The 26,063-nt window shown below is 70.7% G+C and carries 21 protein-coding genes and 1 other RNA gene; 8 read left to right on the top strand and 14 right to left on the bottom strand.

The features are described 5' to 3' along the window. Positions 1–7: 7 nt before the first annotated feature. The 7 genes from C8P69_RS06460 to C8P69_RS06490 all read right to left on the bottom strand — a co-directional run bounded on the left by C8P69_RS06460 (position 8) and on the right by C8P69_RS06490 (position 6,801). On the bottom strand, positions 8–547 hold the full coding sequence (locus C8P69_RS06460) for a tripartite tricarboxylate transporter TctB family protein (RefSeq protein ID WP_108175044.1): 540 nt from the start codon (positions 545–547) through the stop codon (positions 8–10). A 151-nt stretch (positions 548–698) separates the two neighbouring features. After that, on the bottom strand, positions 699–929 hold the full coding sequence (locus C8P69_RS06465; RefSeq protein WP_108175046.1) for a ribbon-helix-helix domain-containing protein: 231 nt from the start codon (positions 927–929) through the stop codon (positions 699–701). 4 nt (positions 930–933) lie between these two features. Continuing rightward, positions 934–1,110 (bottom strand): DUF4169 family protein, encoded by a 177-nt coding sequence (locus tag C8P69_RS06470; protein ID WP_108175047.1) that lies wholly within the window; start codon positions 1,108–1,110, stop codon positions 934–936. Between the two features lie 245 nt (positions 1,111–1,355). Next, positions 1,356–1,925, bottom strand: coding sequence for an SspB family protein (locus C8P69_RS06475; RefSeq protein WP_108175568.1), 570 nt, complete (start codon positions 1,923–1,925; stop codon positions 1,356–1,358). A 79-nt stretch (positions 1,926–2,004) separates the two neighbouring features. Continuing rightward, positions 2,005–2,360, bottom strand: a transfer-messenger RNA (tmRNA) gene (ssrA, locus tag C8P69_RS06480). A 1-nt stretch (position 2,361) separates the two neighbouring features. Continuing rightward, a complete protein-coding gene (locus C8P69_RS06485) occupies positions 2,362–5,943 on the bottom strand; it encodes an AsmA family protein (protein ID WP_108175049.1) in 3,582 nt (1,193 codons plus the stop codon). An 81-nt stretch (positions 5,944–6,024) separates the two neighbouring features. After that, a complete protein-coding gene (locus tag C8P69_RS06490; RefSeq protein WP_108175051.1) occupies positions 6,025–6,801 on the bottom strand; it encodes an extensin-like domain-containing protein in 777 nt (258 codons plus the stop codon). A 158-nt stretch (positions 6,802–6,959) separates the two neighbouring features. Between C8P69_RS06490 and C8P69_RS06495 the strand changes: the two genes are divergently transcribed. The 3 genes from C8P69_RS06495 to C8P69_RS06505 all read left to right on the top strand — a co-directional run bounded on the left by C8P69_RS06495 (position 6,960) and on the right by C8P69_RS06505 (position 10,781). After that, positions 6,960–7,775, top strand: coding sequence for a 3'(2'),5'-bisphosphate nucleotidase CysQ family protein (locus C8P69_RS06495; RefSeq protein WP_108175053.1), 816 nt, complete (start codon positions 6,960–6,962; stop codon positions 7,773–7,775). 269 nt (positions 7,776–8,044) lie between these two features. Continuing rightward, positions 8,045–9,079 (top strand): Fe(3+) ABC transporter substrate-binding protein, encoded by a 1,035-nt coding sequence (locus C8P69_RS06500; RefSeq protein WP_108175055.1) that lies wholly within the window; start codon positions 8,045–8,047, stop codon positions 9,077–9,079. Positions 9,080–9,083: 4 nt separating this feature from the next. Further along, complete coding sequence (locus C8P69_RS06505) at positions 9,084–10,781, top strand: ABC transporter permease (protein WP_245901891.1); 1,698 nt, start codon at positions 9,084–9,086, stop codon at positions 10,779–10,781. 91 nt (positions 10,782–10,872) lie between these two features. On the opposite strand, the gene C8P69_RS06510 is transcribed toward C8P69_RS06505, so the two are convergent. From C8P69_RS06510 to C8P69_RS06515, 3 genes are all read right to left on the bottom strand, one after another. Beyond that, complete coding sequence (locus C8P69_RS06510; RefSeq protein WP_245901909.1) at positions 10,873–11,451, bottom strand: outer membrane protein; 579 nt, start codon at positions 11,449–11,451, stop codon at positions 10,873–10,875. Then, on the bottom strand, positions 11,385–11,570 hold the full coding sequence (locus tag C8P69_RS24165; protein ID WP_245901915.1) for a hypothetical protein: 186 nt from the start codon (positions 11,568–11,570) through the stop codon (positions 11,385–11,387). Before C8P69_RS24165 ends, C8P69_RS06510 begins: the two co-directional genes overlap by 67 nt. A gap of 202 nt (positions 11,571–11,772) precedes the next feature. Further along, positions 11,773–12,201 carry a nucleoside deaminase gene (locus tag C8P69_RS06515; protein ID WP_108175059.1) on the bottom strand — a complete coding sequence of 143 codons (429 nt, stop codon included), beginning with the start codon at positions 12,199–12,201 and terminating at the stop codon, positions 11,773–11,775. A gap of 131 nt (positions 12,202–12,332) precedes the next feature. Between C8P69_RS06515 and C8P69_RS06520 the strand changes: the two genes are divergently transcribed. Together C8P69_RS06520 and rsmD are read left to right on the top strand one after the other, a co-directional pair. Then, positions 12,333–15,284: a pseudouridine synthase gene (locus C8P69_RS06520; RefSeq protein ID WP_108175061.1), complete on the top strand. Its 2,952-nt coding sequence runs from the start codon at positions 12,333–12,335 to the stop codon at positions 15,282–15,284. A gap of 3 nt (positions 15,285–15,287) precedes the next feature. Continuing rightward, on the top strand, positions 15,288–15,842 hold the full coding sequence (rsmD, locus tag C8P69_RS06525) for a 16S rRNA (guanine(966)-N(2))-methyltransferase RsmD (protein WP_108175063.1): 555 nt from the start codon (positions 15,288–15,290) through the stop codon (positions 15,840–15,842). A gap of 7 nt (positions 15,843–15,849) precedes the next feature. Here rsmD and mscL read toward each other — a convergent pair whose 3' ends face one another. Continuing rightward, positions 15,850–16,257, bottom strand: a complete 408-nt coding sequence (gene mscL, locus C8P69_RS06530) for a large conductance mechanosensitive channel protein MscL (RefSeq protein WP_108175065.1) — start codon at positions 16,255–16,257, stop codon at positions 15,850–15,852. Between the two features lie 185 nt (positions 16,258–16,442). Here mscL and C8P69_RS06535 point away from each other — a divergent pair, with 185 nt between their 5' ends. Next, entirely contained in the window at positions 16,443–19,985 is a 3,543-nt protein-coding gene (locus C8P69_RS06535) for a hybrid sensor histidine kinase/response regulator (RefSeq protein WP_108175067.1), read from the top strand. A gap of 1 nt (position 19,986) precedes the next feature. On the opposite strand, the gene C8P69_RS06540 is transcribed toward C8P69_RS06535, so the two are convergent. Continuing rightward, on the bottom strand, positions 19,987–20,949 hold the full coding sequence (locus C8P69_RS06540) for an alpha/beta hydrolase (protein WP_108175069.1): 963 nt from the start codon (positions 20,947–20,949) through the stop codon (positions 19,987–19,989). A 104-nt stretch (positions 20,950–21,053) separates the two neighbouring features. Here C8P69_RS06540 and C8P69_RS06545 point away from each other — a divergent pair, with 104 nt between their 5' ends. Next, positions 21,054–21,944, top strand: a complete 891-nt coding sequence (locus tag C8P69_RS06545) for a patatin-like phospholipase family protein (protein WP_245901892.1) — start codon at positions 21,054–21,056, stop codon at positions 21,942–21,944. Here the strand turns inward: C8P69_RS06545 and mutL are convergent. Both mutL and C8P69_RS06555 read right to left on the bottom strand, forming a co-directional pair. Then, a complete protein-coding gene (gene mutL / locus C8P69_RS06550; protein ID WP_108175071.1) occupies positions 21,941–23,725 on the bottom strand; it encodes a DNA mismatch repair endonuclease MutL in 1,785 nt (594 codons plus the stop codon). The two genes, C8P69_RS06545 and mutL, sit on opposite strands and share 4 nt — an antisense overlap. A 62-nt stretch (positions 23,726–23,787) precedes the next feature. After that, positions 23,788–25,362: an EAL domain-containing protein gene (locus C8P69_RS06555; protein ID WP_108175073.1), complete on the bottom strand. Its 1,575-nt coding sequence runs from the start codon at positions 25,360–25,362 to the stop codon at positions 23,788–23,790. Between the two features lie 213 nt (positions 25,363–25,575). Between C8P69_RS06555 and C8P69_RS06560 the strand changes: the two genes are divergently transcribed. Further along, a complete protein-coding gene (locus C8P69_RS06560) occupies positions 25,576–26,028 on the top strand; it encodes a MaoC family dehydratase (protein WP_108175075.1) in 453 nt (150 codons plus the stop codon). Positions 26,029–26,063 lie beyond the last annotated feature (35 nt).

Below are 26,063 nucleotides of genomic sequence, written 5' to 3' on the forward strand. Positions count from 1 at the left end.
TTACGCCTCACCAACCGGCCCAGGGGGCGACGGGGATAGGCAGCCGGAGCGCCACCTTGAACAACAGGATGCAGAAGGCCGTCATGGCCGCCGCGAAGATCAGGGTCTGGACCCAGTTGCGCTCGTTGGATGCGAGGCTGGCGACGACCAGGGTCAGCGGACCGGCGACCAGAAGGCCGAGCGGCGGCAGCAGCTCGGTGCGGCCAATGCCGGGAATGTTCAGCGTGGTGCCGCGGATGGTGGCAGCGAAGATGAGCACCGCGCCGAGCACGAAGATCGGGCCGCGGATCGACCAGGCCTCGAGGCGGGGGCCGACGACGGTCAGCGCCTGGACCACGATGATGGCGCCAACGCCCATCAGAAGGAAGGACAGGCCGCGCGGGAAGGAGCCAGGGCCAAGGTTGGCGCCACGCCCACCGGTCAGGTTCGACGACGCCCACAGGCAGAACAGGCCGAACGCGATGATGAACAGGCCAGCGAACATATCCTGCGGGCTTTTGACGAAGCCACGCGTCTCGTCGGCCGTTCCTACTTTGTCGTCCTGCATCGTTCCCCCACTGCGGAGCACTCTTTTGAACCAAGCGCGAGGCCGGTCGTTTTGCGCGCGGATGACATCATGTCAACCGTCGGAAAACAAGCGGCCGCAAGACCGGGAAATGGGGAAAAATTAGCCTAAGGTCGTCCGTAGAACCACGGCCTCAGGCGTCCTGGGTGCTTTTCGTGCGAAAATGCTGCAGCACGAAAAGACGAATGGAGGATGACAGGTTGCCGTGGGTCCGGCCGCCATCGATCTGGCCGACCAGTTCCGACAGGGTCTCACGGCGCTCCGCCGCGATCTCCTTGAGTGCGTTCCAGAATTCGTCTTCGAGGCTGACACTCGTCTTGTGGCCCTCGACCACGATGGAGCGTTTGACGACGTGGCTCTTCATTCATTCACTCCGACCGCTTGTGGCCGTCGAGCTTCCTGGCCTCGAGGTCGGCGCGCGCCTCCTCGAGTTTCCGTTCGGCACCCGGGCGTCCAAAGCGCAAGCGATTGGCGTCGGCGGTCTGCGCCTCCGCGTCGCGGGCTTTTCGTTTGCGAGCGCGCTTCAAATTGATGACGTCACCCATCGCAGCAACTCAAACGCAGGAAAGAGGTTCCGGTTCCGTCGATCATGACGAAAAAAAGCGGGCGGATTCATACCACCCCCTGCTCAAAAAATTAGCCTCGCATAAATTTTGTGGAAACCTTCCCGGATTACCGCCGCGCCCTGACGTCAAGGCATCAGAGCGCGCAAATTCGGCCGCAAAACGGCAGTTTTCTTGGGTTTGGGCGTCTGACGCGGCGCGTCATAACACCGCGGCATAGCCGACCATCACTTCTTGCGGAACTTGTCCAGGCTGACCACTTCGGCGCCACCGGTTGCCGCCGCGGTGTCGGGAGCCTTGTCGGACTCAGCCTCGGCCTTGGCTGCGGGCTTGGCCTCCGCATCCCGCTTGCGCGGTGCGGGGCGCGGCTCGGCCGCCGGCTCTGCGGCGGTCTGAGGGGCCACCTCGCGCACGCCGATTTCGCCCTGCTCGCCCTCGGGGCCGGCGACTTCGAACTGCAGGCCGAACTGGACGGAGGGATCGAAGAAGCCCTTCACCGCCTCGAAGGGCACGAGCAGGCGCTCGGGGATGCCACCGAAGGACAGGCCCACCTCGAAGGAATGCTCGGTGACGGCAAGGTCCCAGTACTGGTGCTGGAGGACCACGGTCATTTCGAGCGGATATTTCTCGCGCATGCGGTTGGAGAGGCGGACGCCTGGCGCGCGGGTGTCGAAGGTCACATAGAAATGGTGGTCGCCGGGCAAGCCGTCGCGGGCCGCGTCCGTGAGCACGCGCTTGACCACGCCGCGCAACGCGTCCTGGGCCAGAAGGTCGTAGCGGATGAGATCGGTGGGCATGAGCTGCTTGCTGGCGAGACGGATCGGGGCCTTGGGACACACGCGGGGACGGACCTTCCGCGGCCCTGCTGCGGAGAGGAGTGGAGGCTTCTGTTGCCAGGTGCCTCCGAACCCCGCCTTACAGTGCTACCCGCAAGGGCTTTGGATCGGTACCATCACCGCATTACGCGGCAACGGCCACCGGAGCATAGTTGTCGTTGGCAACTATTGAGACGGCCCGATAACGGCGGAACCATGCCGAGCGAAAGTCCACCCTTTACACCCTCGTCGATCCTGTTTCGCCCCCATCAGCAGGGCACCCGCAGGAGCCCTGCTGGTGGAGGCGCCGGGTACTGCCCCCGGGTCCGATAGGTTTATTACGATAGCCGTTTATCGCCATAGCCGGGTTGCCCCGGCTCTTCGAATATAGGCGAGGTGGCGCGCCGGCGAAAGGCCTTCAGCGCCGCATTCCCGGCGCCGGACCGACCTCCACCGCCGGCGGCAGCGGCGGCAGGATCGACAAGGGCGCGGCCGGGGGCGCGGGTGTCTCCACCGGCCGCCCGTCGAGAGCCCGGCGCACCACCGAGGGCAGGTCCGTCGGCGCGGCGCGCGGCGCATTGGGCCGCGGCGCGGGCACCGGCGTAGCCTCCGGCGACGGCTCCGCCGGGACCGTCACACGCGGTGGCAGGAACATCTCCGGCGCCAGCGGCTCGGGCATGGGCGGCATCGGGATCTCCACCTGCGGCGGCGGCAGCGCGGTGAAGCGGGAGAAGGCGCGCTGGCGATTGCGCTCCAGACGGTCGCTCTCGGTCATGCGGATGCGCAGGGCGGCCCGGTCGACGAGCCGCAGCCCAAGCCAGCCCGAGACATCGTCGGTTTCGATCACCCGATCGGGGCCGCCGAGGGCGCCGTCATGGCGGATGGCGAGGACCGGCATGGTCTCGGCGTCGCGCAGCGGGTCTGGCGCGATCTTCACCTGGGCCGCGAGCGTGCCTTCCCGGAGATCGACGGACCCGCTCCAGGTGACGGTGCCGCCCGCGGGGGCCGCGGTGACGGATGCCGCCCGCAGGATGAGCCCGCTCATGTTGATCGCTGCAGGCGGCGTCGCCGGCACCGCAACGCGGCCATCGAGGGCCTGGGCGAGCGCCGCACCGAAGGCCATGTCGGTCATCGGCCGGCCGAGGTCCTGGGCGATCTCGGCCTGGCGGGTCACGCGGGCCAGCGCGGCGGGATCGGCGCCGGACAGGCCGGTCAGGGCGAAGGCGAGGCGTCCCGACCCCCGCAGTCCCGCGAGGAGGGCCGCCGGTGTCGCGCCGTCCGCGGTCACGTCGGTGGCGACAGAGGCGGTGCCCTCCGCGCCGGGCCAGAGCAGGGCCGCCGGGACACGATCGAGACCGACGCGCGCCGAGGCCAGCGTCCTCAGATCCGAACGGTCGAGGGTGACATCCGCCGCCACGGTCGCCGGGCCCATGGCCGCGGTGAGGCCGGCGAGCCGGGTGCGGCCGCCGTCGCGGACGAGGCTCGCCTTCAGGCCAACGAGATCGGGATAGCTGCCGAGGAGGAGCCGGTCGGCCGTCACCACGACGTCCGTGTCGAGGCGGTCGAAGACCGTACCGCCGAAGGCCGCGGCGGCGAATTCCCCCGCTCCGGCATCGATCAGCCAGGCCGGACCGGAGAGGAGCGCGAGCGCCGCCTCGGCGGGAAGCGTGCCGAGGGCGAGGTCGCCCGACAGACGATGCCCGGCCAGCGACAGCCGACCGGCTAGGCGGGTGCCGCCGATCTCACCTTCGGCTCGGTCGGTGCGCCAGACACCGGCTGCCGCCCGCGCCGCGATGTCGAGGCGCGCGGCGAGGCGCCCCGACAGTTCGGCGGGGACGCCCAGAAGCGGCATGAGCGGGGCGATGTCGGTGGAGCGCAGCGTGGCGCTCAGGCTGCCCTCCCCGCCCCGGCCGCGACCGAAATCCGCTGTGATCGTCGTCGGACCGCTGGTCAGCGTCCCGGAGAGGCGGTGGGTCTCGGCGTCGGCGCGGATCCATTCGGCCGTGAGCTTTGCGGCGCCGGATCCGGCGGCGGCGACAGGCGTGCCGGCCACCAGCGCGACGATGCGGTCGGCGCGCGGGGCGTCGAGATCGAGCCTCACCCGCCCGGTGAGGTCGCGGGGAGCGAAGGGATCGCCCGAACCGGCAGCGTCGAGCTGCACCGTTGCCTCGCCGACCCGGCCTTCGATGCGCAGGCCGAGGGCCGAGCGGCCGGAGGCGGCGAAGGTGAGGCCGAGATCGGCGCCCGCGAGCGAAGGCGCACGGTCGCGGATCCATCCGGCGAGTTCGCGGGTCGCGGCGTGGCGCGACAGCAGGGCCACCAGCCCGTCGACGGTCTCGGCGCGGGCGCGGCCCGACAGGCGCCCGAGGAGCGGCCCGCCGAGGCCGTCGAGCCGGCCGGTCAGATCCATGCCGAAACCGGCGAGGTCGCCGATGGACAGACGCTCGGCCTCGAAGGTGCGCCCGTCGGTGGCGACGGCCAGGTCGAGGTCGCGGGCGACAAGCCCAGCAAGGCTGGCGCGCGCCGCCCTCACCCGCAGCCGCGTGTCGGTAGCGGGATCGAGGCGGGCGCCAGCGCCGCGGGCGATGCGGACGAGGAGGTCGAGGTCGAGCGCCTCCGCCGAGAGTTCGGCGAGGAGGGCGTGGCGGCCAAGGGCGGGCACGTCGAGCGCGATGCGCCCTGTCGTGCGCCCCGCCGCGGTCTCGGCGTCGATGGCGTCGAGGACGAGGCGGCCGGGATCGGCGGTGACGCGGGTGGCGAGGCGGATCGGATCGTCGAGCGTTCCGGCGGGGGCCTGCTGCCCGTCGAGCCAGGCCATGAGGGCGGCAGGACGCGCCGCCTGCAGTGCCAGCGTGCCGGAGAAGGCGACGTCACCGGCGAGCGTCAGGCGGCCGGCGATGTCGGCAGCGGCGTCACCGGGCAGGCGTGCCGCCAGCCGCTCGATCCGCCACCCGCTATCGTCGGCGCGGATATCGCCGCGCAGGTCGCCGATGGCGCCGGCGCCAATGGTGAGCCCGGCGACTTCGAGGCTGAGCGTGACCGGAACCGCAGGCGCGGCAAGCGCAGGCGCTTCGGCGAGGAGCGCCGCCAGCGTGTCGCGCGGCAGGCGCTGCGGTCCCTCGATCAGCCGGTCGAGGTCGGCCTGGAGGATGCTGGCCACGGCCTCGACGCCTTCGCCAGGACCGAAACCGAGGCGGAAGGAGCCGGTCGCCCGCACCAGCCTGTCGCCGGAGCCGAGCTGGCCCTCGGCGCGCTGGATGATGAGCGCCTGGGGCGTGACGGCGACGGGACCGGCCAGACGCCAGGGCAGCCGCCCTGCCCCGCCGGACAGGACCACCTCGCCGTCGAGGCGCGGCCGCCCCTCGGTGCTGGCGAGGCCCTCGACCTCGAAGCCGAAGCCACCGCCAGGACCGGCGGCGACGCGGAGTCGGGCGGCGAGCCGCCCGGCATCGGTGAGGCTGAGCAGCGCCGAGACCGGATGCACCGTCTCCCCCGCCACCGCCGTGCCCTCAAGGCGCAGCGGACCGCCCTGGCCGCGCGACTCGCCGGTCAGCATCAGGCGCTCGGCAACGAGACGCGCCGGTCCCTCGCCCTCGGCGACGGAGAGGCGGGCATTCTCGATGGTCAGCGCATCGACGGCGAAGAGGCGGCTCGGCGCCATGCCGCCGCGCAGGGTCACGTCGGCGTCGCGGATGTGGAGGCTGTTCAGCGAGGCCTGGCCGCGCAGCAGCGGCGCGATGCGCAGGTCGCCGCGCAGGCGGCCGATGCGGGCGCCGCCCTGTCCCTCGCCGATGGCGACGTCGCGGGCATCGATGCTGATCGTCGGCAGCAGCCGGACCGTCAGGTCACCGCCGATCCGCACCGGCGTGCCGAAGAGGCGCGTCGCCTCGGCTTCGATGCGCGGGCGATGGGCGTTCCAGTCGACGAGAAACGGCCCGACCAGCGCCGCCACGATGGCGGCGATGAGGGCGATGGCGAGGGCGAGCAGCGTGTTTTGCAACGGACGGGCTCCGCGGCCGCAGTGCGAGGCCCGAATGTAGGGGATCGCACCCCCGGGCGGAAGGCGCGCGGCGCCGCGCCGTCAGCGCACGAAGCTGCCCTGGCGGCCGAAGCCCCAGCCGAAGCCGCCGGTGGGCGAGCTTGGCTGCAGCATCTGCACCGTCTCCGGCCGCGGGCGGCAGACGCGGCGCGTCCAGCGCGGGTCGTGGCGCGCGAGGTCGAGGTGGAAATGGTCGTAGTGGAAGGCGTCGGAGCCGGGGCCGAGCACAGTGGTGAAATGATCGCAGGCGCGCACGAAGATCTCGCGCAGGAAGCCGGATTCGGCCGTCTCGCCGCGCCAATGCTGGCGGACCACCACGGTGTGGCCGCTGTTCAGCACGAAGGCGAAGACGTCGAGGGCGTTGCCGAACGAATGCTCGGACATGCGGCCCGACCGGCCGCCGCGGATGCCGCGGCAGGAATAGGAGCCGGCCTTCACCTCGACCACGGCAGCGCCGAACCAGCGCTGGGCGGCCGGCTGCACCACATTGTCGATCCAGCGATCGACGGTCGGGATCATCTGGCAGGCGAGGGTCTGGGGCCGATCATAGGAGACCTGGCCGCGGGCCTGGGCGGCGACGCGCAGCGGATAGTCCATGCCGCAGGTGCCCGGGCCGTTGATGGCATTGGTGCGCTGGACGTAGCGGCTCATCTGCACGGCGCCGGAGGCCATGCAGCGGCTCTCGAGGTCGGAGCGCCACTGCTCGCGGCGCTCATAGGCGTAGCGGCCGCAGGCGGCGATCGACAGCACGATCGCGGCGAGGCCAAACCACTTCAGCGCCCGGCGGCCGGGGCTCTGTGTGCCGAACGCAACACTCATCGGCAATTTCCGAAAATTCGCGGGAAGTCCCTAACGAGGCGTTCATCATCGCCTCTCCGGGTGAACGTCTCCCCAAGAAACGGGGTTAAGACTTCGTTCATGGTCTGCCCGGCGCCGGGACGCTTCCGTCCGCGGGGCCAATGGCCTAGTGGAAACCGATGAGACGCGACTTCGCCGACCCCGCCCTCCTGGATGCGCTCGCCTCGCTCGCGAGCCGGGCCGGCGCGCGGATCATGGGCCATTACGGCTGCGAGGCCATGGTGAAGGGCGACGGCTCGCCGGTCACCGCGGCCGACCATGACGCCGAGGAGGAGATCCTCGCAGGGCTCGCACAGCTCCTGCCGGGCGTGCCGGTGCTGGCCGAGGAATCAGCGGCGGCCGGCCGCTGGCCTGCCTCGACGGAGGTCTTCGTCGCCGTGGACCCGATGGACGGCACCCGCGAGTTCCTGTCGCAGAACGGCGAGTTCACCGTGAACATCGGCATTATCGTCGCGGGGCACCCGGTCGTCGGCGTGGTCCAGGCCCCGGCGCTCGACCGGCTGTGGATCGGCTCGCCGCTCGGCGCCGAGGCCATGGCGCTCGGCTCCGGCGCGAGCGTCGGTGCGGCCCGCGACCGCCGCGCCATCCATACCCGCGCGCTGCCCGAGACCGGCCCGGTCGCCCTGGTGAGCCGCTCCCATCCGGACGCGGCCAGCGAGGGCTACTATGCAGCCCGCGGCATCACATCCCGCCGGGCGGTGGGCTCATCACTCAAGTATACGCTGATCGCCGAGGGCGAGGCGGATGTCAGCGTGCGGTTCGCCTCCATCAGCGAATGGGACATCGCCGCCGCCCATGCGGTTCTGGCGGCGGCCGGCGGAACCATGACGCAGCCGGACGGCGCGCCGCTGGTCTATGGTCGCGCCGACCGCCAGTTCCGCACCGAACATTTCATCGCCTGCAGCGGCGCTTTCGCCGCGCGTCATCCCCTCTGAGCGGCCCCTGCGAGAATCTGCCGCATGGCTGATCTGCGGCGCCGGCTGGCCGGGCGCCGCGCCGCCAAGGCAAGCCACCACCTATAAGTTGATCGAAGAGACCAACAATATCGTTCCTTTGGACCGATTCCAAACAGGAGTTTGGATTCGTTCCAATGTTTCTGAGGCGTCTTGCCCACGCATCGGCCCGCTGTAGATTGCGCCCCATCGCGTCCGGCTTGCGGAAAACCGTCGCCGCGGCCGCCGACAGCCCCTTCCGGGAGACGTCCATGACCTTCGCCCCCACCCGCCGCACGCTGCTCGGCGGCGCCGCCCTTCTCGTCGCCTCGCCCGCGCTGCTGCGCGCCCAGACGCGGACGCTGAACCTCTATTCGTCGCGTCACTACGACACCGACGAAGCGCTCTATTCCGATTTCACCAAGCAGACCGGCATCACCATCAACCGCGTCGAGGCCGGCGAGGACCCGTTGCTCGCCCGCATGCAGAGCGAGGGCGCGAACTCGCCCGCCGACGTTCTGATCACCGTCGATGCCGGCCGCATCGAGAAGGCGCAGAGCCTCGGCCTCCTCCAGCCCTTCGCCTCCGAGGCTCTGGCGAGCCGCATTCCCGCCAACCTGCGCGATCCCGACGGCAACTGGTTCGGCTTCTCGACCCGCGCCCGCGTGTTCCTCGTCGCCAGGGACAAGGTGGCCGAGGGGGCCATCGGCTCCTACGAGGATCTCGCCGACCCCAAGTGGAAGGGCAAGGTGCTCATCCGCTCGTCGACCAACGTCTACAACCAGTCGCTCACCGGCTCGGTCCTGGCCGCCCATGGCCCGGAGAAGACCGAGGCCTGGGCCCGCGGCGTCGTTGCCAACCTCGCCCGTCCCCCGCGCGGCGGCGACAGCGACCAGATCCGCGCCGCAGCCGCCGGCGAGGGCGACATCGCCGTCAGCAACACCTATTATTTCGCCCGTCTCGTCGTCTCCTCGAAGCCCGAGGATCGCGAGGTCGCCGCGAAGCTGCGCGTCGTCTTCCCGAACCAGGCCGACCGCGGCACCCACGTGAACATCTCGGCCGCCGGCATCGCCCGCCACGCCAAGAACATCGATGCGGCAAAAGCCTTCCTCGAATATCTGGCCACGCCCTCGGCACAGCGCTATTTCGCCTTCGGCAACAACGAGTATCCGGTCGTGGCCGGGGTTGAGCCGCCGCCGCATGTCGCGGCCTGGGGGACGTTCAAGGTGGATCCGCTCAATGCCCGTGTCTTCGCCCGCAACAATGCCGAGGCGCTGAAGATCATGGACCGCGCCGGCTGGAAGTGACGGATTGACCGACGCCTTTCTGCCCGCACCCATCACCGCCCGCATGCGCCCGGCCCATTCGGCCGGGCGTCGTGCGTTGCTGGCCGGCGCGACGGCGGTGGCGGTGCTGGTGAGCGTGCCGATCCTCGCGGTCGCCGCGAGCGTGCTGCAGAGGGGCGATGGCGCGCTGAGCCATCTCGTCCAGACGGTGCTGGGGGAGATCATCCTCAACACGCTTGGGCTGATGGTCATGGTCGGCGCCGGGACGGCGATCATCGGCGTCGGCACGGCCTGGCTGGTGACGCTCTGCCGCTTTCCCGGATCGCGACAGCTCGAATGGATGCTGCTGCTGCCGCTGGCCATGCCGGCCTATATCATCGGCTATGCCTATACGGACGCGCTGGCCTTCGCCGGGCCGGTGCAGAGCGGGCTTCGCGCCCTCTTCGGCTGGGGCCGGGCGGACTACTGGTTCCCGGACATCCATAACCTGCCGGGGGTGAGCCTGATGCTGACCCTCGTGCTCTACCCTTACGTCTACATCCTCGCCCGCGCGGCTTTCCTCGACCAGTCGACCTGCGTGCTCGAGGCGGCCCGGACGCTCGGCGCCAACCCCTGGGCCGCCTGCCTGCGGGTCGGCCTGCCCATGGCGCGGCCGGCCATTGCCGCCGGCGTGGCGCTGGCGCTGATGGAAGCGCTCGCCGATTTCGGCACGGTGCAATATTTCGGCGTCACCACCTTCACCACGACCATCTACCGGACCTGGTTCGGGCTCGGCGACCGGGTCGCGGCCAGCCAGCTCGCGACCGGCCTCCTCGCCTTCGTCCTGGTGCTGGTGGTGATGGAGTTCCTCGCCCGCCGCGGCCGGCGGTTCGGCGGCGGCGGCCGGCGGCACCGCATGCTCGCGCCGCTGCAGCTCTCCGCGCCGAAAGCGGCGGCTGCTGCCGTCGCCTGCGCGCTGCCGGTGCTGCTCGGCTTCGTTCTGCCGGTGATCGCCCTCATCCGCCTGCATGGCGACGGCGGCGACCCGTTCTTCAGCGAGCGGTTCCTCACCTTCGCCCGCAACTCCTTCCTGCTCGCCGGTGCGGCGGCGCTGATCGTGGTGACGGCGGCAACCCTCGTCGCCTATGCCGGGCGCCTCGCGCCGGGGGCCGCGACCACCGCTGCCCTGCGCGTCGCCAGCATCGGCTATGCGGTGCCCGGCACGGTGATCGCGGTCGGTATCCTGGCGGCGCTGGGCGCCGCGGATCACGGCCTCGATGCCTGGACGCGCGCGACCTTCGGCCAGGGCACGGGCCTGCTCCTTTCCGGCACGGCCGTGGCCCTGCTCTACGCCTATCTCGTGCGGTTCCTCGCCGTTGCGACCGGACCGGTCGAATCCGGCCTGCACAAGATCCCCGGCTCGCTGGATGCAGCGGCGCGCACGCTCGGCGCCAATGCTGGCAAGGTGGCGGTGGCGATCCATGCGCCGATGCTGCGCCGCTCGCTGCTGACCGCGGCGCTGCTGGTCTTCGTCGACGTGCTGAAGGAGCTGCCCGCGACGATCATCGTGCGGCCGTTCAATTTCGATACGCTCGCCATCCGCGTCTACAACCTTGCCGCTGACGAGCGCCTCGCCCAGGCCTCGACCGGGGCGCTGGTCATCGTGGCGATCGGCATCGTGCCGGTGATCCTGCTGACGCGGATGATCGCGCGTGACACCCGCCGCGGCGGCCGGCCGGACTGACCGCCTCTCCACCCTTCGGGTCTGTTGGCCACAGGCCAAACGCAGAAGGGCCGCCGGATGGCGGCCCTTGCGCAAGGTCAGTCAAGTCCGGTCAGTAGCGGGCGACGACCGCCGAGGGGCCGGTCGAGAACAGGTAGTTCACGCCAACCGTGACCTTGTGGGTGTCGAGGCGGACGCCGGGAACGCCGAACAGCGTCCGCGATCCATAGTTCGCGTACTGATAGGCGATCCGGCCCGTCCAGTTCGGCGTGAAGGCGTGCTCTGCGCCGGCACCGACCGTCCAGCCGACGCGGGTCTGACGTTCGTCGCCACCCACCGGGATAACGCCATTGTTGGCGGCGAAGATGCGCATGTCGGCGAAGGACACGCCGCCCGTGACATAGAGGAGCGTGCGATCGACCGCATAGCCCAGGCGGGCGCGGATCGATGCATCCCATGAGGTCTGCCAGCGCGTGCGGGTCGGCCCCTGGTCGAAGAAGCGGGATGCACGGAACAGGAAGGCATCGGCTTCCACGCCCAGCACCAATGAATTGATCTGATGGTTGTAGCCGAGTTGCAGACCGAAGACCGGAGCGGTGGCCGAGCCCGGCAGCGCGCCGCCGCTCAGGGCACGAAGATTGGTGTTGGCGAGGCCGAGCCCGGCGCTGAAGCCACCATGAAGCCCGTCCAGCTGAAGCTCGGAGCGGCAATGGCGGCGGCAACGGACGTCCGCGGTGCCCCGAGATCGGCAGCGGAGGCCGCCGAGGACAGCAGGATCGTCGCAACGGCAACGGTGGCGAAAGTCTTCATCATGATCTCCGGCACATGGGTGCGCGTCGGAGCGCACCCCAGTACCAGATGCCATGGTTCGCCGATGTTTCTGAAATGTGGCAGCTCCGCAGGAACGGATCCATCGTCGCGACTTGTTGCCTGGCGACAACAAATTCTACGATCTCACTCCGGGCAATTGCATCTGTCGCGGCCAATGCTTGATGGCCGGCACAGAAAACCATCAGCGACGCTCGCGGAAGAAGTCGCGCAACAACTCGGCCGAGGCGCTCTCCTGCAGGCCGCCATAGACCTCCGGCCGATGGTGGCAGGTGGGATCGCCGTAGAGGCGCACGCCGTTCTCCACCGCGCCGCCCTTGGGGTCGGCCGCGCCGAAATAGAGCCGGCGGATGCGGGCGAAGGCGATGGCGCCGGCGCACATCGGGCAGGGCTCGAGCGTCACGTAGATGTCGCAGCCGGGCAGGCGCTCCGAGCCGAGCGCCGTGCAGGCGGTGCGGATTGCCAGGATCTCGGCATGGGCCGTCGGGTCTCGATCGGCGAGGGTGCGGTTGCCGGCGCGGGCGATGACGACACCGTCGCGGACGATCACGGCGCCGACCGGCACCTCGCCCCGCGCCGCGGCGGCGCGGGCCTCGGCCATGGCGATATCCATCGGCCTTTCCGCCCCCGAATCGCCCACTCTCGCCATTCCCGTCCGTTCGTGCTAGATCGCCGCATTCCTGCCGGGGAGCCCGGCCGCGCACGCCGGACGGCGCCGCGACACTTCGATCCCACGAGACCACCATGCCCCGCAAGCGCGACGATGCCCGCCCGGCCACCAGCCGGACGTCGGAAACCGATTCCGACGCCGTGACCAAGAGCCCGGCCAAGACCGCTCCCAAGAGCTCCACCCCAGTTTCCAAGACCGCCGAGAAGGCCCCGGCGAAAGCCGCGAAGGCCCAGGCCGAACCCAAGAAGACCGAGGCCAAGAAGGCCGAGACGAAGACCCCTTCGCCGAAGAAGGCGACCGCCGTGAAGGCCGCGCCCGTTGAGGCCAAGGCCCCGGCGAAGGCCAAGGCTCCGGCGAAGGCCGTCGAAGCCGAGCCGGTTGCCGCCAAGCCCGCCGCCAAGACCAAGGCCTCCGCGAAGACCGCCGCCCCCGCCGCTGCGAAGCGCGGCAAGGTGAAGGACGCCGAGCCGGTCGCTGCCGAAGCTGTCGTCGCTGAACCGGTTGTGGTGGAAGCCGCCGTGCCGGCGCGCAAGGGCAAGCCCCGCAAGGCTGCCGAGCCTGCCGCTGCCGCGCCCATCGCCGTCGAAACTGCCGCCGAGGCTCCTGCCGAGGGGGCCGCCAAGCCTGCCCGCAAGGGCAAGGCGCGGTCGACCTCGACCTATGAACCCATCGACGTGCCGGACGATATCCCGGAATTCGAGGATATCGACGAGGATCCGGTGGTGAAGGCGCTGGCCCGCGAGGCCGGCATCGAGAAGAAGCCGAAGGCCGAGCGCGCCCGTGACGAGGACGAGCGTCCGCGCCGCGGCTATGAGGGCCGCGCCACCCGCGACCGCAACAGCGTGCCGCGCGAGCGCGACCGGTCCTTCGAGCCGGTCAATCGCGGCGAGGAGCGCATCGCCCGTGTTCTCGCCCGCGCCGGGCTCTGCTCGCGCCGCGAGGCCGAGGAGTGGATCGAGGCCGGCCGCGTCAGCGTCAACGGCACGGTACTCACTTCGCCGGCGATCAATGTCACCGAGAGCGACCGCATTCTCGTGGACGGCGAGCGCCTGCCCGAGCGCGAGCGCACCCGCCTCTGGCTCTACCACAAGCCCTCGGGCCTGGTGACCACCAACAGCGACCCGGAGGGCCGCCCGACCATCTTCGAGAACCTGCCGGAGGACCTGCCGCGCGTGGTCACGGTCGGCCGGCTCGACATCAACACCGAGGGCCTCCTGCTCCTCACCAATGACGGCGGCCTTGCCCGCGTCCTCGCCCTGCCGGCCACCGGCTGGCTGCGCCGCTACCGCGTGCGCGCCCACGGCAGCGTCGACCAGGCGACCCTGAACGAGTTGCGCAACGGCATCGAGGTTGACGGCATCGCCTATGGCCCGATCGAGGCCGAGCTCGACCGCGTGCAGGGCGCCAACACCTGGCTGACCCTGTCGCTGCGCGAAGGCAAGAACCGCGAGGTCAAGAATGTCCTCGGCGCCATCGGCCTCGACGTGAACCGCCTGATCCGCGTCTCCTTCGGCCCCTTCCAGCTCGGCGAACTGCCCGAGGGCGAGGTCGAGGAAGTGCGCACCCGCGTGCTGCGCGACCAGCTCGGCGAGGAATTGTCCGAGCTTGCCGGCGTCGAGTTCGACCGCCCGGTCTTCGAGAAAATCGGCGAGCGCGAGGAGCGCGGCCGCAAGGGTCGTCCCGAGGGCCGCGGCGAGAGCCGTGGTGGCCGGTTCGGCGACCGCGAGGAGCGCGGTCCGCGCTTCGGGCGTGACGAGGATCGCGGTGGCCGCTTCGGCCGGGATCGCGATGACCGTGGCGGCAGCCGCTTCGGCCGCGACCGCGATGATCGCGGCCCCAGCCGCTTCGGGCGTGACCGCGACGAGGGCGACCGCGGCGGCAAGACGCCGGAGCACCGCTTCGGCAACCGTCCGCGCGTCTGGCGCGACGGCGAGGCGACCGATTTCGGCCCGCGCAACAAGGCGCGGCCGGCCTACAAGGGCGCCCGCGGCGGCGAGGAGGGCGGCGAGCGCGACTTCAAGCGTGGCGCGCCGGTGACCGATTCCCGCGGGCGGCGCGTGCGCGTCGAGAAGATGGGCGGCGACGGCCCGGCCGCCGAGCGGCAGGAGCGTTTCGCGAGCCGCCAGGCCCGTGAGGCCGAGGATCGTCCGTTCCGCAGCCGCGACGAGGCTCCGCGCGGCGATTTCAAGCCCCGCGGTGAGCGGCCGTTCCGCGACCGTGACGGCGACGCACCGCGCCGCGACTTCAAGCCAAGAGGCGAGCGTTCGTTCGGCAACCGCGACGGCGATGCACCGCGCGGCGACTTCAAGCCGCGCGGCGACTTCAAGCCCCGCGGCGACCGGCCCTTCCGGGATCGCGATGGCGATGCGCCCCGCGGCGACTTCAAGCCGCGCGGCGAGCGTTCGTTCGGCAACCGCGACGGCGATGCCCCGCGCCGCGACTTCAAGCCCCGCGGCGACCGCCCCTTCGGCAACCGTGACGGCGACGAGCGTGGCGGTGGCCGCGATTTCAAGCCGCGCGGTGACCGGCCGTTCCGGGATCGCGACGGGGAGGCTCCGCGCCGCGACTTCAAACCCCGCGGCGACCGGCCGTTCCGCGATCGTGACGCCGCCCCCCGCGGCGACGTGAAGCCCTGGGCCGAGCGGGAGGATCGCGGCGGTGGCCGGGACTTCAAGCCGCGTGGCGAGCGTCCCGACGGCGACAGGCCGCGTGGCAAGAGCTTCGGTGGGGCCAAGAGCTTCGGCAGCGACCGGGGCGAGCGCGGCGAGCGCTCCTTCGGCGGCGGCAAGAGCTTCGGCGGCGACCGGGGCGAGCGCGGCGAGCGCTCCTTCGGTGGGGCCAAGAGCTTCGGCGGCGGCAAGTCCTTCGGTGGTGGCCGCGGCGAGCGCTCCTTCGGCGATCGCGACGGAGGCAAGTCCTTCGGCGGTGGCCGCGGCGGCAAGTCGTTCGGGGGCAAGCCCTCGGGCGGCAAGAGCTTCGGCGGCAAGCCCGGCGGCCGTCCGGGCGGGGGCAAGCGGGACCGCTAAGCCTTGCGGATCGTCGGCGGCAAACATCGCGGGCGCAGCCTGCTGGGACCGAGGTCGGACGGCATCCGCCCGACCTCGGATCGCCTGCGCGAGAGCCTCTTCAACGTGCTCGCGCATGGCTATGACGACCCCTGCGACGGCGCACGGGTGATCGACCTTTTCGCCGGAACGGGCGCCCTCGGCCTCGAGGCGCTGTCGCGCGGGGCGATTTATGCCGCCTTCGTCGACCAGAGCGCCGAGGCGCGCGGCCTGATCCGCGGCAATATCGATGCGATGGGGCTGTCGGGCGTGACCGGCCTGCTCAAGCGCGACGCGACGAAACTCGGGTCCGTCGCGCCCTTCGATCCCTTCACGCTCGCCTTCTGCGATCCGCCCTACCGGAAGGGCCTCGCCGAGAAGGCGCTGGCGAGCGCGCTGGCGGGCGGATGGTTCGCGCCCCATGCGCTCATCGTCGTCGAGGAAGCCGCCGACGTGGATGTGATGCCGCCGGAGGGTTTCGACCTCATCGAGCGGCGCGAGGCCGGCGAGACGCAGCTTCTGTTCCTGCGCCTCGCCTGAGCCGACCTTATTTCTTCAGGAGATCGCGGATCTCGGTGAGCAGCGTCACCTCGGCTGTCGGCTTCACCTCGGCGGGGGCCGCGGCCTCCTGGCGCTTCAGGCGGTTCATGCCCTTCACCACCAGGAACATCACCGCTGCGATGATCATGAAGTTGATGGCGATGGTGATGAAGCGGCCATAGGCGATGACCGCGCCCTGCTTCTGCGCATCGGCGAGGTTGGTGGCTGTGACCGACTTGCTGAGCGCGAGGAAATAGTTGGTGAAGTCGAAGCCGCCGAGCGAGCCGAGGATCGGCATGAAGAGGTCGCCGACGATGGATTCGACGATGCGGCCGAAGGCGGCGCCGATGATGACGCCGACCGCGAGGTCAACGACGTTGCCCTTCAGGGCGAATTCGCGGAATTCCTTGAGCATCGGCACTGTCCTCCATGATCGCCCGCCGGCGCGGCGCTGCCGCAAGGGCAGGCTGACGATCCGGCATCGCGTCCACGATGGCAATGGCCGGCAGGCCCGTCCACCCTTCGGCTTGTGGACAGCGCAGCCGCCCCATGTTGAATTCGCACGGCGTCGGCAGGGGCCCCAGAGATGAGATCGCGGCCATGAGCATGGGCTTCGTCATCATCCTGACAGCGCTCGCCTATCTCGGCGCGCTGTTCGGCGTCGCCTATTGGGGCGACCGGCGGCGCACCCGCGAGAAGGCCATCCGCCAGAGCCAGACCTGGATCTATCCGCTGTCGCTGGCGGTCTACTGCACGTCCTGGACCTTCTTCGGCTCGGTCGGCCTCGCCTCGCGCTCAGGCTTCGACTTCCTCGCCATCTATGTTGGCCCGGCCCTGCTCTTCGCGCTGTTCTGGCCGCTCATCATCCGGGTCGTGAGGCTCGCCAAGAGCCAGAACATCACCTCGATCGCCGATTTCATCGGCGCCCGCTACGGCAAGAGCCAGTGGGTGGCGGCCATGGTCTGCCTCATCGTGACGGTCGGCACGATCCCCTACGTGGCGCTGCAGCTGAAGGCCGTCTCCGCCTCGCTGATGACCACCGTGCGCCCCGAGCGCATCGTCAACATCACGCAGGAACTGCCCTTCTTCGGCGACCTCGCCCTGCTCGTCGCCATGTCCATGGCGGCCTTCGCCATGCTCTTCGGCACCCGCCATGCCGACGCGACCGAGCACCAGGACGGCCTGATCCTGGCGGTTGCGACCGAGTCCATCGTCAAGCTGGTCTGCTTCCTCGCCGTCGGCCTCTACGTGACCTACGTGATGTTCGGCGGCTTCGGCGACCTCTTCGCCCGCGCCGCCGAGCGGCCGGACATCGTCGCCTCGGTGCTGCGCTGGCCGGACGCCTCGACCTTCCTGACCATGAGCATGCTGTCCTTCTGCTGCGGCATCCTCCTGCCGCGCATGTTCCATGTCGGCGTGGTGGAGAACCATTCCGAGGCGGAGATCCGCCGCGCCTCATGGCTCTTCCCGCTCTACCTCGTGCTCATCAACATCTTCGTCGTGCCCATCGCGGTGGCGGGCCTCCTCATGTTCGGGCCCGGCACCGTCGACAGCGACATGACCGTCGTCGCGCTTCCCATGGCGCGCGGCAACGAGATCCTCACCCTCGTCGCCTTCATCGGCGGCCTGTCCGCCGCGACCGCCATGGTCATCGTCGCCAGCGTCGCGCTGTCGATCATGATCTCCAACGACGTGGTCATCCCCTCGCTTCTGAACCTGCGGGGACGGCTCACCGGCGCGAGCTCCGGCGAGGATCGCGGCGACCTCGGCCAGACCATCCTGACGATCCGGCGGACGATCATCCTCGCCGTCATGTTCGCCGCCTATCTCTACTACCGCATCGCCGGCGAAGCGCAGCTCGCCTCCATCGGCCTGCTCTCCTTCGCCGCGGTGACACAGCTCGCCCCCGCCTTCTTCGGCGGGCTGTTCTGGCGGCGCGGCAATGCCGGTGGCGCCGTGGCGGGCATGGGCGCGGGGCTCATCGTCTGGGCCTACACGCTGCTGATGCCGATGCTGGCCACCACCGGGGCCGTGCCCATGGCCTTCGCCACCGAAGGCCCCTTCGGCATCGACGCCCTGAAACCCCAGCATCTGTTCGGCCTCGGCGAAATGGCGCCGCTGACCCACGGCGTCGTCTGGGCGCTGACGATCAATGTCCTGCTCTATGTGGCGGTGTCGCTGGTGCGCCGTCCATCGGCCATCGAGATCGTGCAGTCCAAGCTCTTCGTGCCGACGCCCCAGTCTGACTATGCGCCGAGCTTCCGCCTGTGGCGCAGCGCCGTGACGGTGGAGGACGTGCGCTCGACGGTCGCCCGCTATCTCGGCGCGGAGCGCACGGATGCCGCCTTCTCGAGCTATGCCTTCGAGCGCGGCGTGCCGCTGGAGCCGCAGACCGAAGCCGATATCGACCTGCTGCGCTATTCCGAACGCCTCCTCGCCTCGGCCATCGGCACGGCCTCCTCCCGCCTCGTCCTGTCGCTGCTGCTCAAGAAGCGTTCGGTCTCGACCACCGATGCGCTGAAGCTGCTCGACGATGCCAATGCCGCCATGCAGTACAACCGCGAGGTCCTCCAGACCGCGCTGGAACATGCCCGCCAGGGCGTCAGCGTCTTCGACACCGAGGGCAAGCTGATGGTGTGGAACCGGCCCTTCGCCGAGGTCCTCGCCCTGCCGCCGGAGACGCTGCATATCGGCGCCGGCTTCGACCGCATCCTGCGGGCGCTGGCCGCCCGCGGCGAGTTCGGCCCCGGCGACATCGAGACCCTTGTGGCCGAGCGCGCCAATCGCCTGCTCCGCGCCGAGGAGCCGCAGATCGAGCGCCTCGCCAAGCTCGGGCTGGTGGTGGAGGTGCGCGCCGCGCGGCTGCCGGACGGCGGCATCGTCACCACCTACACGGACGTCACTGCCTCGGTGGCCGCAGCCGAGGAGCTGGAGCGCGCCAACGAGACGCTGGAGCGGCGCGTGCGCGAGCGCACCGAGGAGCTGATGCGCCTCAACGGCGAACTCGCCCAGGCCAAGCAGGAGGCTGACGAGGCGAACCTGTCGAAGACGCGCTTCCTCGCGGCCGCCAGCCACGACATCCTGCAGCCGCTGAACGCTGCCCGCCTCTACACGACGAGCCTGGTGGAGCGGCAGGCGGAGAGCGACGAGCGCCGGCTCGTCGACAATATCGACGCCTCGCTGGAGGCGGTGGAGGAGATCCTGGGCGCGCTCCTCGACATCTCGCGCCTTGATGCCGGGGCGATGAAGCCGGAGATCGCCAGCTTCCGGCTCGACGAGCTGTTCCGCCAGCTCGCGGTGGAATTCGCTCCCATGGCGGCGCAGAAGGGCCTGACGCTGACCTTCGTGCCGACCTCGCTCGCCATCCATTCGGACCGGCGGCTGATGCGGCGATTGCTGCAGAACCTCGTTTCCAACGCCATCAAATACACCAGCAAGGGCGGCGTTCTGGTCGGATGCCGGCGGCGCGGCAAGCGCCTGTCTCTCGAGGTCCACGACACCGGCCCGGGCATTCCGCAGGCCAAGCAGCGCATCATCTTCCAGGAGTTCCAGCGGCTGGAGCAGGGCGCCAAGATCGCCCGCGGCCTCGGCCTTGGCCTCTCCATCGTCGAGCGCATCGCCCGCGTGCTGGAACATCGGCTCACGGTCAAGTCAAAGGTCGGCCGAGGATCGTCCTTCCTGGTGCAGGTGCCGATCGCGCCCGCCCTGCCGGCCGCGGCGCCCGGCCCGACGCCCGCCCCGATCGGCGTGGCGCCCCTCGACGGATTGACCGTGCTCGCCATCGATAACGAGCCGCAGATCCTGGAGGGCATGCAGACACTGTTGACGGGCTGGGGCTGCCACACGCTCGTGGCCGGCGACTGGCAGGCGGCGCACGAGGTGCTGACCGCCAGCCACACCACGCCCGACGTGGTGATCGTCGACTACCATCTCGACGAGGGCAACGGCCTCGACGTCGTGACCCAGCTGCGCTGGCGCTTCGGCGCGACCCTGCCGGCCATCCTCATCACCGCCGATCGCAGCCAGGAGGTGCGGGAGCGGGCACAGGCGAAGTCCGTGCACCTCCTCAACAAGCCGGTGAAGCCGGCCTCGCTGCGGGCGCTGCTGGCGCAGTGGCGGGTGCGCAAGCAGGCGGCCGAATAGGTCAGGCGCAGGCGGCGACCATGAAGGCCTCGATGCGTTCGAGGCAGCGGTCGGTGTTCGAGCCGGGGAAGGCGATGAACACGTGGCAGCCGGCGGGATAGACTTGGAGCTCGGCCGTGTTGCCGGCGGCGGACCAGCGCGGCGCCATGAACAGCGTGTCGTCGACCAGCGGGTCCTGCGAGCCCACCGTGAACAGCGCCGGTGGCATGCCCTTCAGATCCGCCTGGAGCGGCGAGACGTCGGGGTCGGTCACCGCGCCGGTGTGCAGCAGGTAGTGGCGCACGAACATCTGGATGTCGCGGGTGTTGAGCACCAGCTTGGCCGCGCCCCAGCGGCGCACCGACGGGGTCAGCGCCAGGTCGTAGCAGCCGGCGTGAAGGTTGGCGGCCCGGAAGGGCATGATGCCGTGGCGGTCGCGCAGGCGCAGCAGCGTCGTGGCGGAGAGATGGGCACCGGCGCTCTCGCCGCCGATGACAAGCCGGTCGGTGCCGAACAGCGCCTTGGCCTCGCGGGCGATCCACAGCGCCGCTGCCTCGCAATCATCCGGCCCCTGCGGATAGGGATGTTCGGGGGCGAGGCGATAGTCGACGGAGACGCAGGCCATGCCGGCCCGGTCGGCGAAACGCTCCAGCCACTGGTCCTGCTGGTCGACGCTGCCCAGCACCCAGCCGCCGCCATGGATGTGGAGATAGACGCCCCTCGCCGGGCCCTCCGGCGTGATGATCCTCAGGCCGATGGGCCCATGAGGGCCGTCGATGGTCATGGTGCGCGCCCGCGGCGACAGCACCGGCGCCGGGAAGGCGCCGCGCCCCTCGCGGCGCATCTGCCGGATGGTCTCGGGCGGATAGGCCCAATTGTCCCAGTTTTCCAGTCGCTTGAGGATGGCCGCATTGACCGCCAGCGCATCGGCGGGCGCATTGGCGGGATCGAAGGCGGCGGCGATGGCTTGGCTGAGATCGGTCATGAGTCGTCCAGGGGCTGGACTTGCGATGAAAGCCCGCCTGCCATGCCGCCGCAAGTCGGCCGGGCGGCTCCCTGTCCCGCGCCAGCGGGGATAGGATGGGCGCCATGACCCAAGCCGTGATGCGCCCCGTCACCCCATCGCAGGATTTCGCCCTCGTGCTCGGCGGCGGCGGGGCCAAGGGCCTCGCCCATATCGTCGTCATCGAGGCGCTGGACGAGATGGGACTCCGGCCCCGCGAGGTCGCCGGCACCTCCATCGGCGCCATCATCGGGGCCTGCTACTGCGCGGGGATGACCGGGGCGGAGATGCGGGCCTATGCGCTCGACGTCATGCAGGTGAAGCCGGACGTGCTGAAGGCCATCTTCTCCGCCCGCGTCGGCCGCTTCTCCGACCTGTTCCGCCAGGGCCTCACCAACCCGATGCTGGTCGATCCGGAGCGGCTGCTCGGCGCGCTGTTTCCCTCTCAGGTACCGAAGGACTTTGCGGAGCTGGTCACGCCGCTCACCGTGGTGGCGACCGATTTCTACGAGCGGGTCGACGTCGCCTTCTCGCAAGGGCCGCTCCTGCCCGCGGTTGCCGCCTCCATGGCCATTCCGGGCGTCGTCAGCCCGGTGCGCCATGCCGGCCGCGTGCTGATCGATGGCGGCACGATCAACCCCGTGCCGGTGGACAAGGTCTCGGCGCCGGTCAGCGTCGCGGTCGACGTGCTGCATGGATCGGAGCTGGCGCTCGAGATCGACGAGGTGGTGCCCAATGTCTGGGACGCGCTGTTCGGCTCGGTGACGCTGATGATGCAGGTGCTGAGCGCCGCGCGCCTGGCCGAGCACAGGCCGACGATCCATCTGCGCCCGCCGGTCGACCCGTTTCGGGTGCTCGATTTCCTCAAGGTGCGGGAGATCCTGGCGGCCTGCGAGCCGATGAAGGATGAGGTGAAGCGGCGCGTCACCATCGCGCTGGAGGCGGTGCCGGCGGACGTGGTGGGCGAGAGCCGCTAGCGTCTGCCAAAAAGGCGTTCGACATCGGCAAGCGACAGGGCGACCGAGGTCGGCCGGCCGTGGTTGCACTGGGCGGAAGCCGGCGTCGCCTCCATCTCGCGCAGCAAAGCGTTCATCTCGGCGGGGCGGAGCTGCCGCCCGGCGCGCACCGAGCCGTGGCAGGCCATGGTCGCGGCAACCGCCAGCAACCGCGTCTCCAGCGGCGCGGCGCTGTCCCATTCGGCAAGGTGCTCGGCGATGTCGCGCACCAGCGCCTCGGCATCGACCTCGCCGAGCATGGCGGGGGTCTCGCGCACCACGACAGCGCCGGGACCGAAGCCCTCCACGACGAGGCCGAAGCGGGCGAGGTCGTCGGCGCGCTCGACGAGGCGGGAGGCATCGGCGGGATCGAGTTCGACCACGACCGGAATGAGGAGCGCCTGCCGGGCAATGCCCGCCTCGGCCATCTGCCGCTTCATCCGCTCGTAGACGAGGCGCTCGTGGGCGGCATGCTGGTCGACGATGACGAGGCCGGCGCGGGTCTGGGCAAGGATATAGGTGCCGTGGATCTGCGCACGGGCGGCGCCCAGCGGCCGGTCGAGATCGTCCTCGGCGGCGGGAGCCTCCGCGGCGCGGGCATCGGCCGCCGGCGGCAGGTCGAGGGCGAAACCAGCCTGCGGGCCTTCGGACAGGCCGGGCGAGAACGGCCGCGAGGGAGAGGCGCGCCAGTCATAACCCCCCGTGCGCGCCGCGGCGGGGCGGAAGGCCGCGACCGTCGCCGCACCCAGCGTGGAGGAGGTCGCAGGCGACGCCGCGGCAATGGCCTCCCGGATCGACGCGACGATCAGCCCGCGGACGAGGGCGGGATCGCGGAAGCGCACCTCGGTCTTGGCCGGGTGGACGTTGACGTCCACCTCGCGCGGGTCGAGCTCGAGGAACAGCGCCACGGCCGGATGCCGATCCCGGGGCATGGTGTCGCCATAGGCGCCGCGGATGGCGCCGAGGACCAGCCGGTCGCGGATGGGGCGGCCGTTGACGAAAAGGAACTGGCTCGCAGCCGTCGCCTTGCCGAAGGTCGGCAGTCCCGCGAAGCCATAGAGCCGCACCTCGCCGCGCCAGACATCGAGCGCCAGGGCGTTCTGCGCGAAGTCGCGGCCGGCCACGTCGCCGATGCGGGCGAGCAGGCCCGCCTCGCCAAAGGCCTGGACGGGGAAGTGGCGCGTCGTGCCATCGTCGTCGGCGAGCGAGAAGGCGACCGTCGGATGGGCCATGGCGAGGCGCTTGACCACGTCGGCGACGGCGGCGGCCTCGGCCCGGTCGCTCTTCAGGAACTTGAGGCGCGCCGGCGTGGCGGCGAAGAGGTCGGCGATCTCGACGCGGGTGCCGGCGGCGAGCGCCGCGGGGCGCGCCTCGCCCTTGCGGCCAGCATCGACAGTGAGCTGCCAGGCATGGGCTTCGTCGGCATGGCGCGTGGTGATGGTGAGCGTCGACACCGCCCCGATGGAGGGAAGCGCCTCACCGCGGAAGCCGAGGGTGCGGATGTCGAGGAGATCCTCGTCCTGCAGCTTCGACGTCGCATGGCGCTCGACGCAGAGGAGGAGGTCGGGCCGGATCATGCCCGAGCCATCATCGGCGACGCGGATGAGCCGCCGGCCGCCGGCGCCGATCATGACGTCGATGCGGGTGGCCCCGGCATCGAGGGCGTTCTCCACCAGCTCCTTCACGGCGGCGGCGGGGCGCTCGATCACCTCGCCCGCGGCGATGCGGTTGGCGATGCCTTCGGAAAGCTGGCGGATGGCCATGGGACGGGTCGCGGTGGCCTCTGCGGCGGGTGGCGCGATGCTAGCGCCGGGCGCGGCCATCGTCAGCTGCGGTCACGGATGAGGGCGCGCAGGCCGGAGCTGCCGGGCCGGCGCGGCTCGCGGGTGACGGCCCCTTGCGCGAGCACGGCAGCGCCCAGCGTCTGCGGCGCGGCAGGCGCGGCGGCGGGGCTGCGCGGATCGACACGCGGCTCGGTGCGCTGGCGCGGCGCCGCGGCAGCGGCGGGCGCCGGCTGCAGACCGGCCGGTTCGGCGGCGGCCATGACCTCGGCGCGGACCGGGCGCGGCGGCGAGAACAGCGCGCCCTGTGCGAACTTCACCTCGTAGTCGAGCAGGTCGACCACCACCGACTCGCTCTCCACATCCTCGACCACCAGGTCCATGCCGTAGCGGGCGAAGAGGCCGGCGAGATCGGCGACATGGATCGAGGCGCCGGTATCGGCGGCCCGGGCGATCATCAGCGGCGCCGGCACCTTGATGAGGCGGATGCCCTTCTCGGCGACGTCACGCGGCTCGATCCGGAGGTCGCGCACGCCGTCCATGGCGAAGCGGAACCCCTTGTCGGAGAGCGCCCGCAGGGTGTCGGCGTCGAGGGAGCTCATGTCGCGCAGGGTCTGCTGGCTGAAGCCCAGCATGAGCGACCCGGCAATGGCGCGGGAGGCCTCCAGCGACGCGATCAGGTCGGTGGCGAAGGCGGCGTCGGTGAGCGACGAGCCGGAGAGGTCGCAGACGAGGCCGACATCGCGGTTGCGCGCGGTGAGGCGGCGGACGATCTGGACGCAGCGGCCGAGCACCTCAGTGTCGAGGCCGGGCATGAGGCCGGCATCCTCGGCCAGCGCGCGGTAGTCTTCGGGCAGGAGGACGCGACCGTCAGCCGTCCGCAGCCGGACGGAGGCCTGGTAGAAGCGCACCTTGCGCTGCGGCAGGGTGACGATGGGCTGCAGGAACAGCTCGTAGCGCTTCGAGCTGATGGCCTCGTCCAGGATGGTGATGGCGTCGGCGCGCCCGATGCCGGCCAGCGCCTCGGGAAGATCCGGCGAACTCATGCGCGCCTCGGCGCCGCGGCGCAGGGCACCGGCCTGGCGCTGCAGCACCTGAACGGGCGGCGGCGGGGGAGCGGCCTGGGCGACCGCAGGCTGGGCGACCGGCGCCTGAACCGGGGGAGGCGGCGGGGGCGCCGTCATCACGGGCTGCGCGTAGGTCTCCATCTGCGGCGAGCCCGCGGCGATGATCGCCGCCTCGTGGACCTGCAGCGTCTCGGCGAACTGCTTCACCAGAACGCCGAGCTCGCGGATCTCCTCGCCCAAGGGCTCGCTCGCCTCGCGGGCCTTCTCCTCCGCCAGCACCTCGATGCGGTCCATGCGCTCGGCGATGTCGCCGAGGTCACGGGCAAGGTCGCCGCTGGCCCGGGTGAGCGCGTCGAGCCGGCGGTCCGTCGCGGCGCGGTCGGCGGCGAGCTGCGCGCCGAGATGGCCGATGACCAGCGCGAGGAGCAGCGCGCAGCCGGCGGCCGCCGCTGTCCCGGCATCCAGGCCGCCAAGCGTGAAGGCAAGCACCGCCACGGACGCGGCGATGGCGACCATGCTGAGGGCGACGAGGAAGGAACCGGGGCGGTTCATGGAGCGGCGGCTGATCCGTCGAGGACTGTTCAAGGCGGGAGAATGCAACGCGCGCCCGTGATTCGTCTCGTCGTCCAGCCCCTGTGGACGGCGCTGCGCCGCAGTGCCCACAGGCGATGCGGGAACAAGCCTCCCAGCGGCGGCATTACGCAGATTGTCCTATTGCATTGCACCATCTGCCTGCGGAAGGTTGCGCCCCCCGAGGAGAAGCCCATGACGATCCGCTCCATCCGCTCGCTGGCTTACGAGGACCTGTCCGTCGGCCTGTCGGAACTGGTGATGAAGACCGTGACCGACCAGGACGTGGTCGGGTTCGCCGACATTTCCGGGGATCACAATCCGATCCACCTATCGGACGTCTATGCCGCGAAGACCCGTTTCGGGCAGCGCATCGCCCACGGGCTCTATACCGCCAGCCTCATCTCGGCGGTGATCGGCACCCGCCTGCCGGGACCCGGCGCCGTCTATCTGTCGCAGACGCTGAACTTCAAGGCGCCTGTGAAGATCGGCGACGTGGTCCGCGTCCATGTCGAGGTGGCCGAACTGATCCCGACGCGCCAGCGGGCCCGCCTCGTCTGCGAATGTGCGGTCGACGCGGCCGTCGTGCTGGAGGGCGAGGCCTGGGTGCGGGTGCCCTCGCGCGCCGAGATCGCCGCCGCGGCCTGATCGGAACGGCCCGCAGCGCTTGACGCGGAAGGGCT

Source organism: Phreatobacter oligotrophus, assembly GCF_003046185.1.
In the GTDB taxonomy this organism is placed as follows: domain Bacteria; phylum Pseudomonadota; class Alphaproteobacteria; order Rhizobiales; family Phreatobacteraceae; genus Phreatobacter; species Phreatobacter oligotrophus.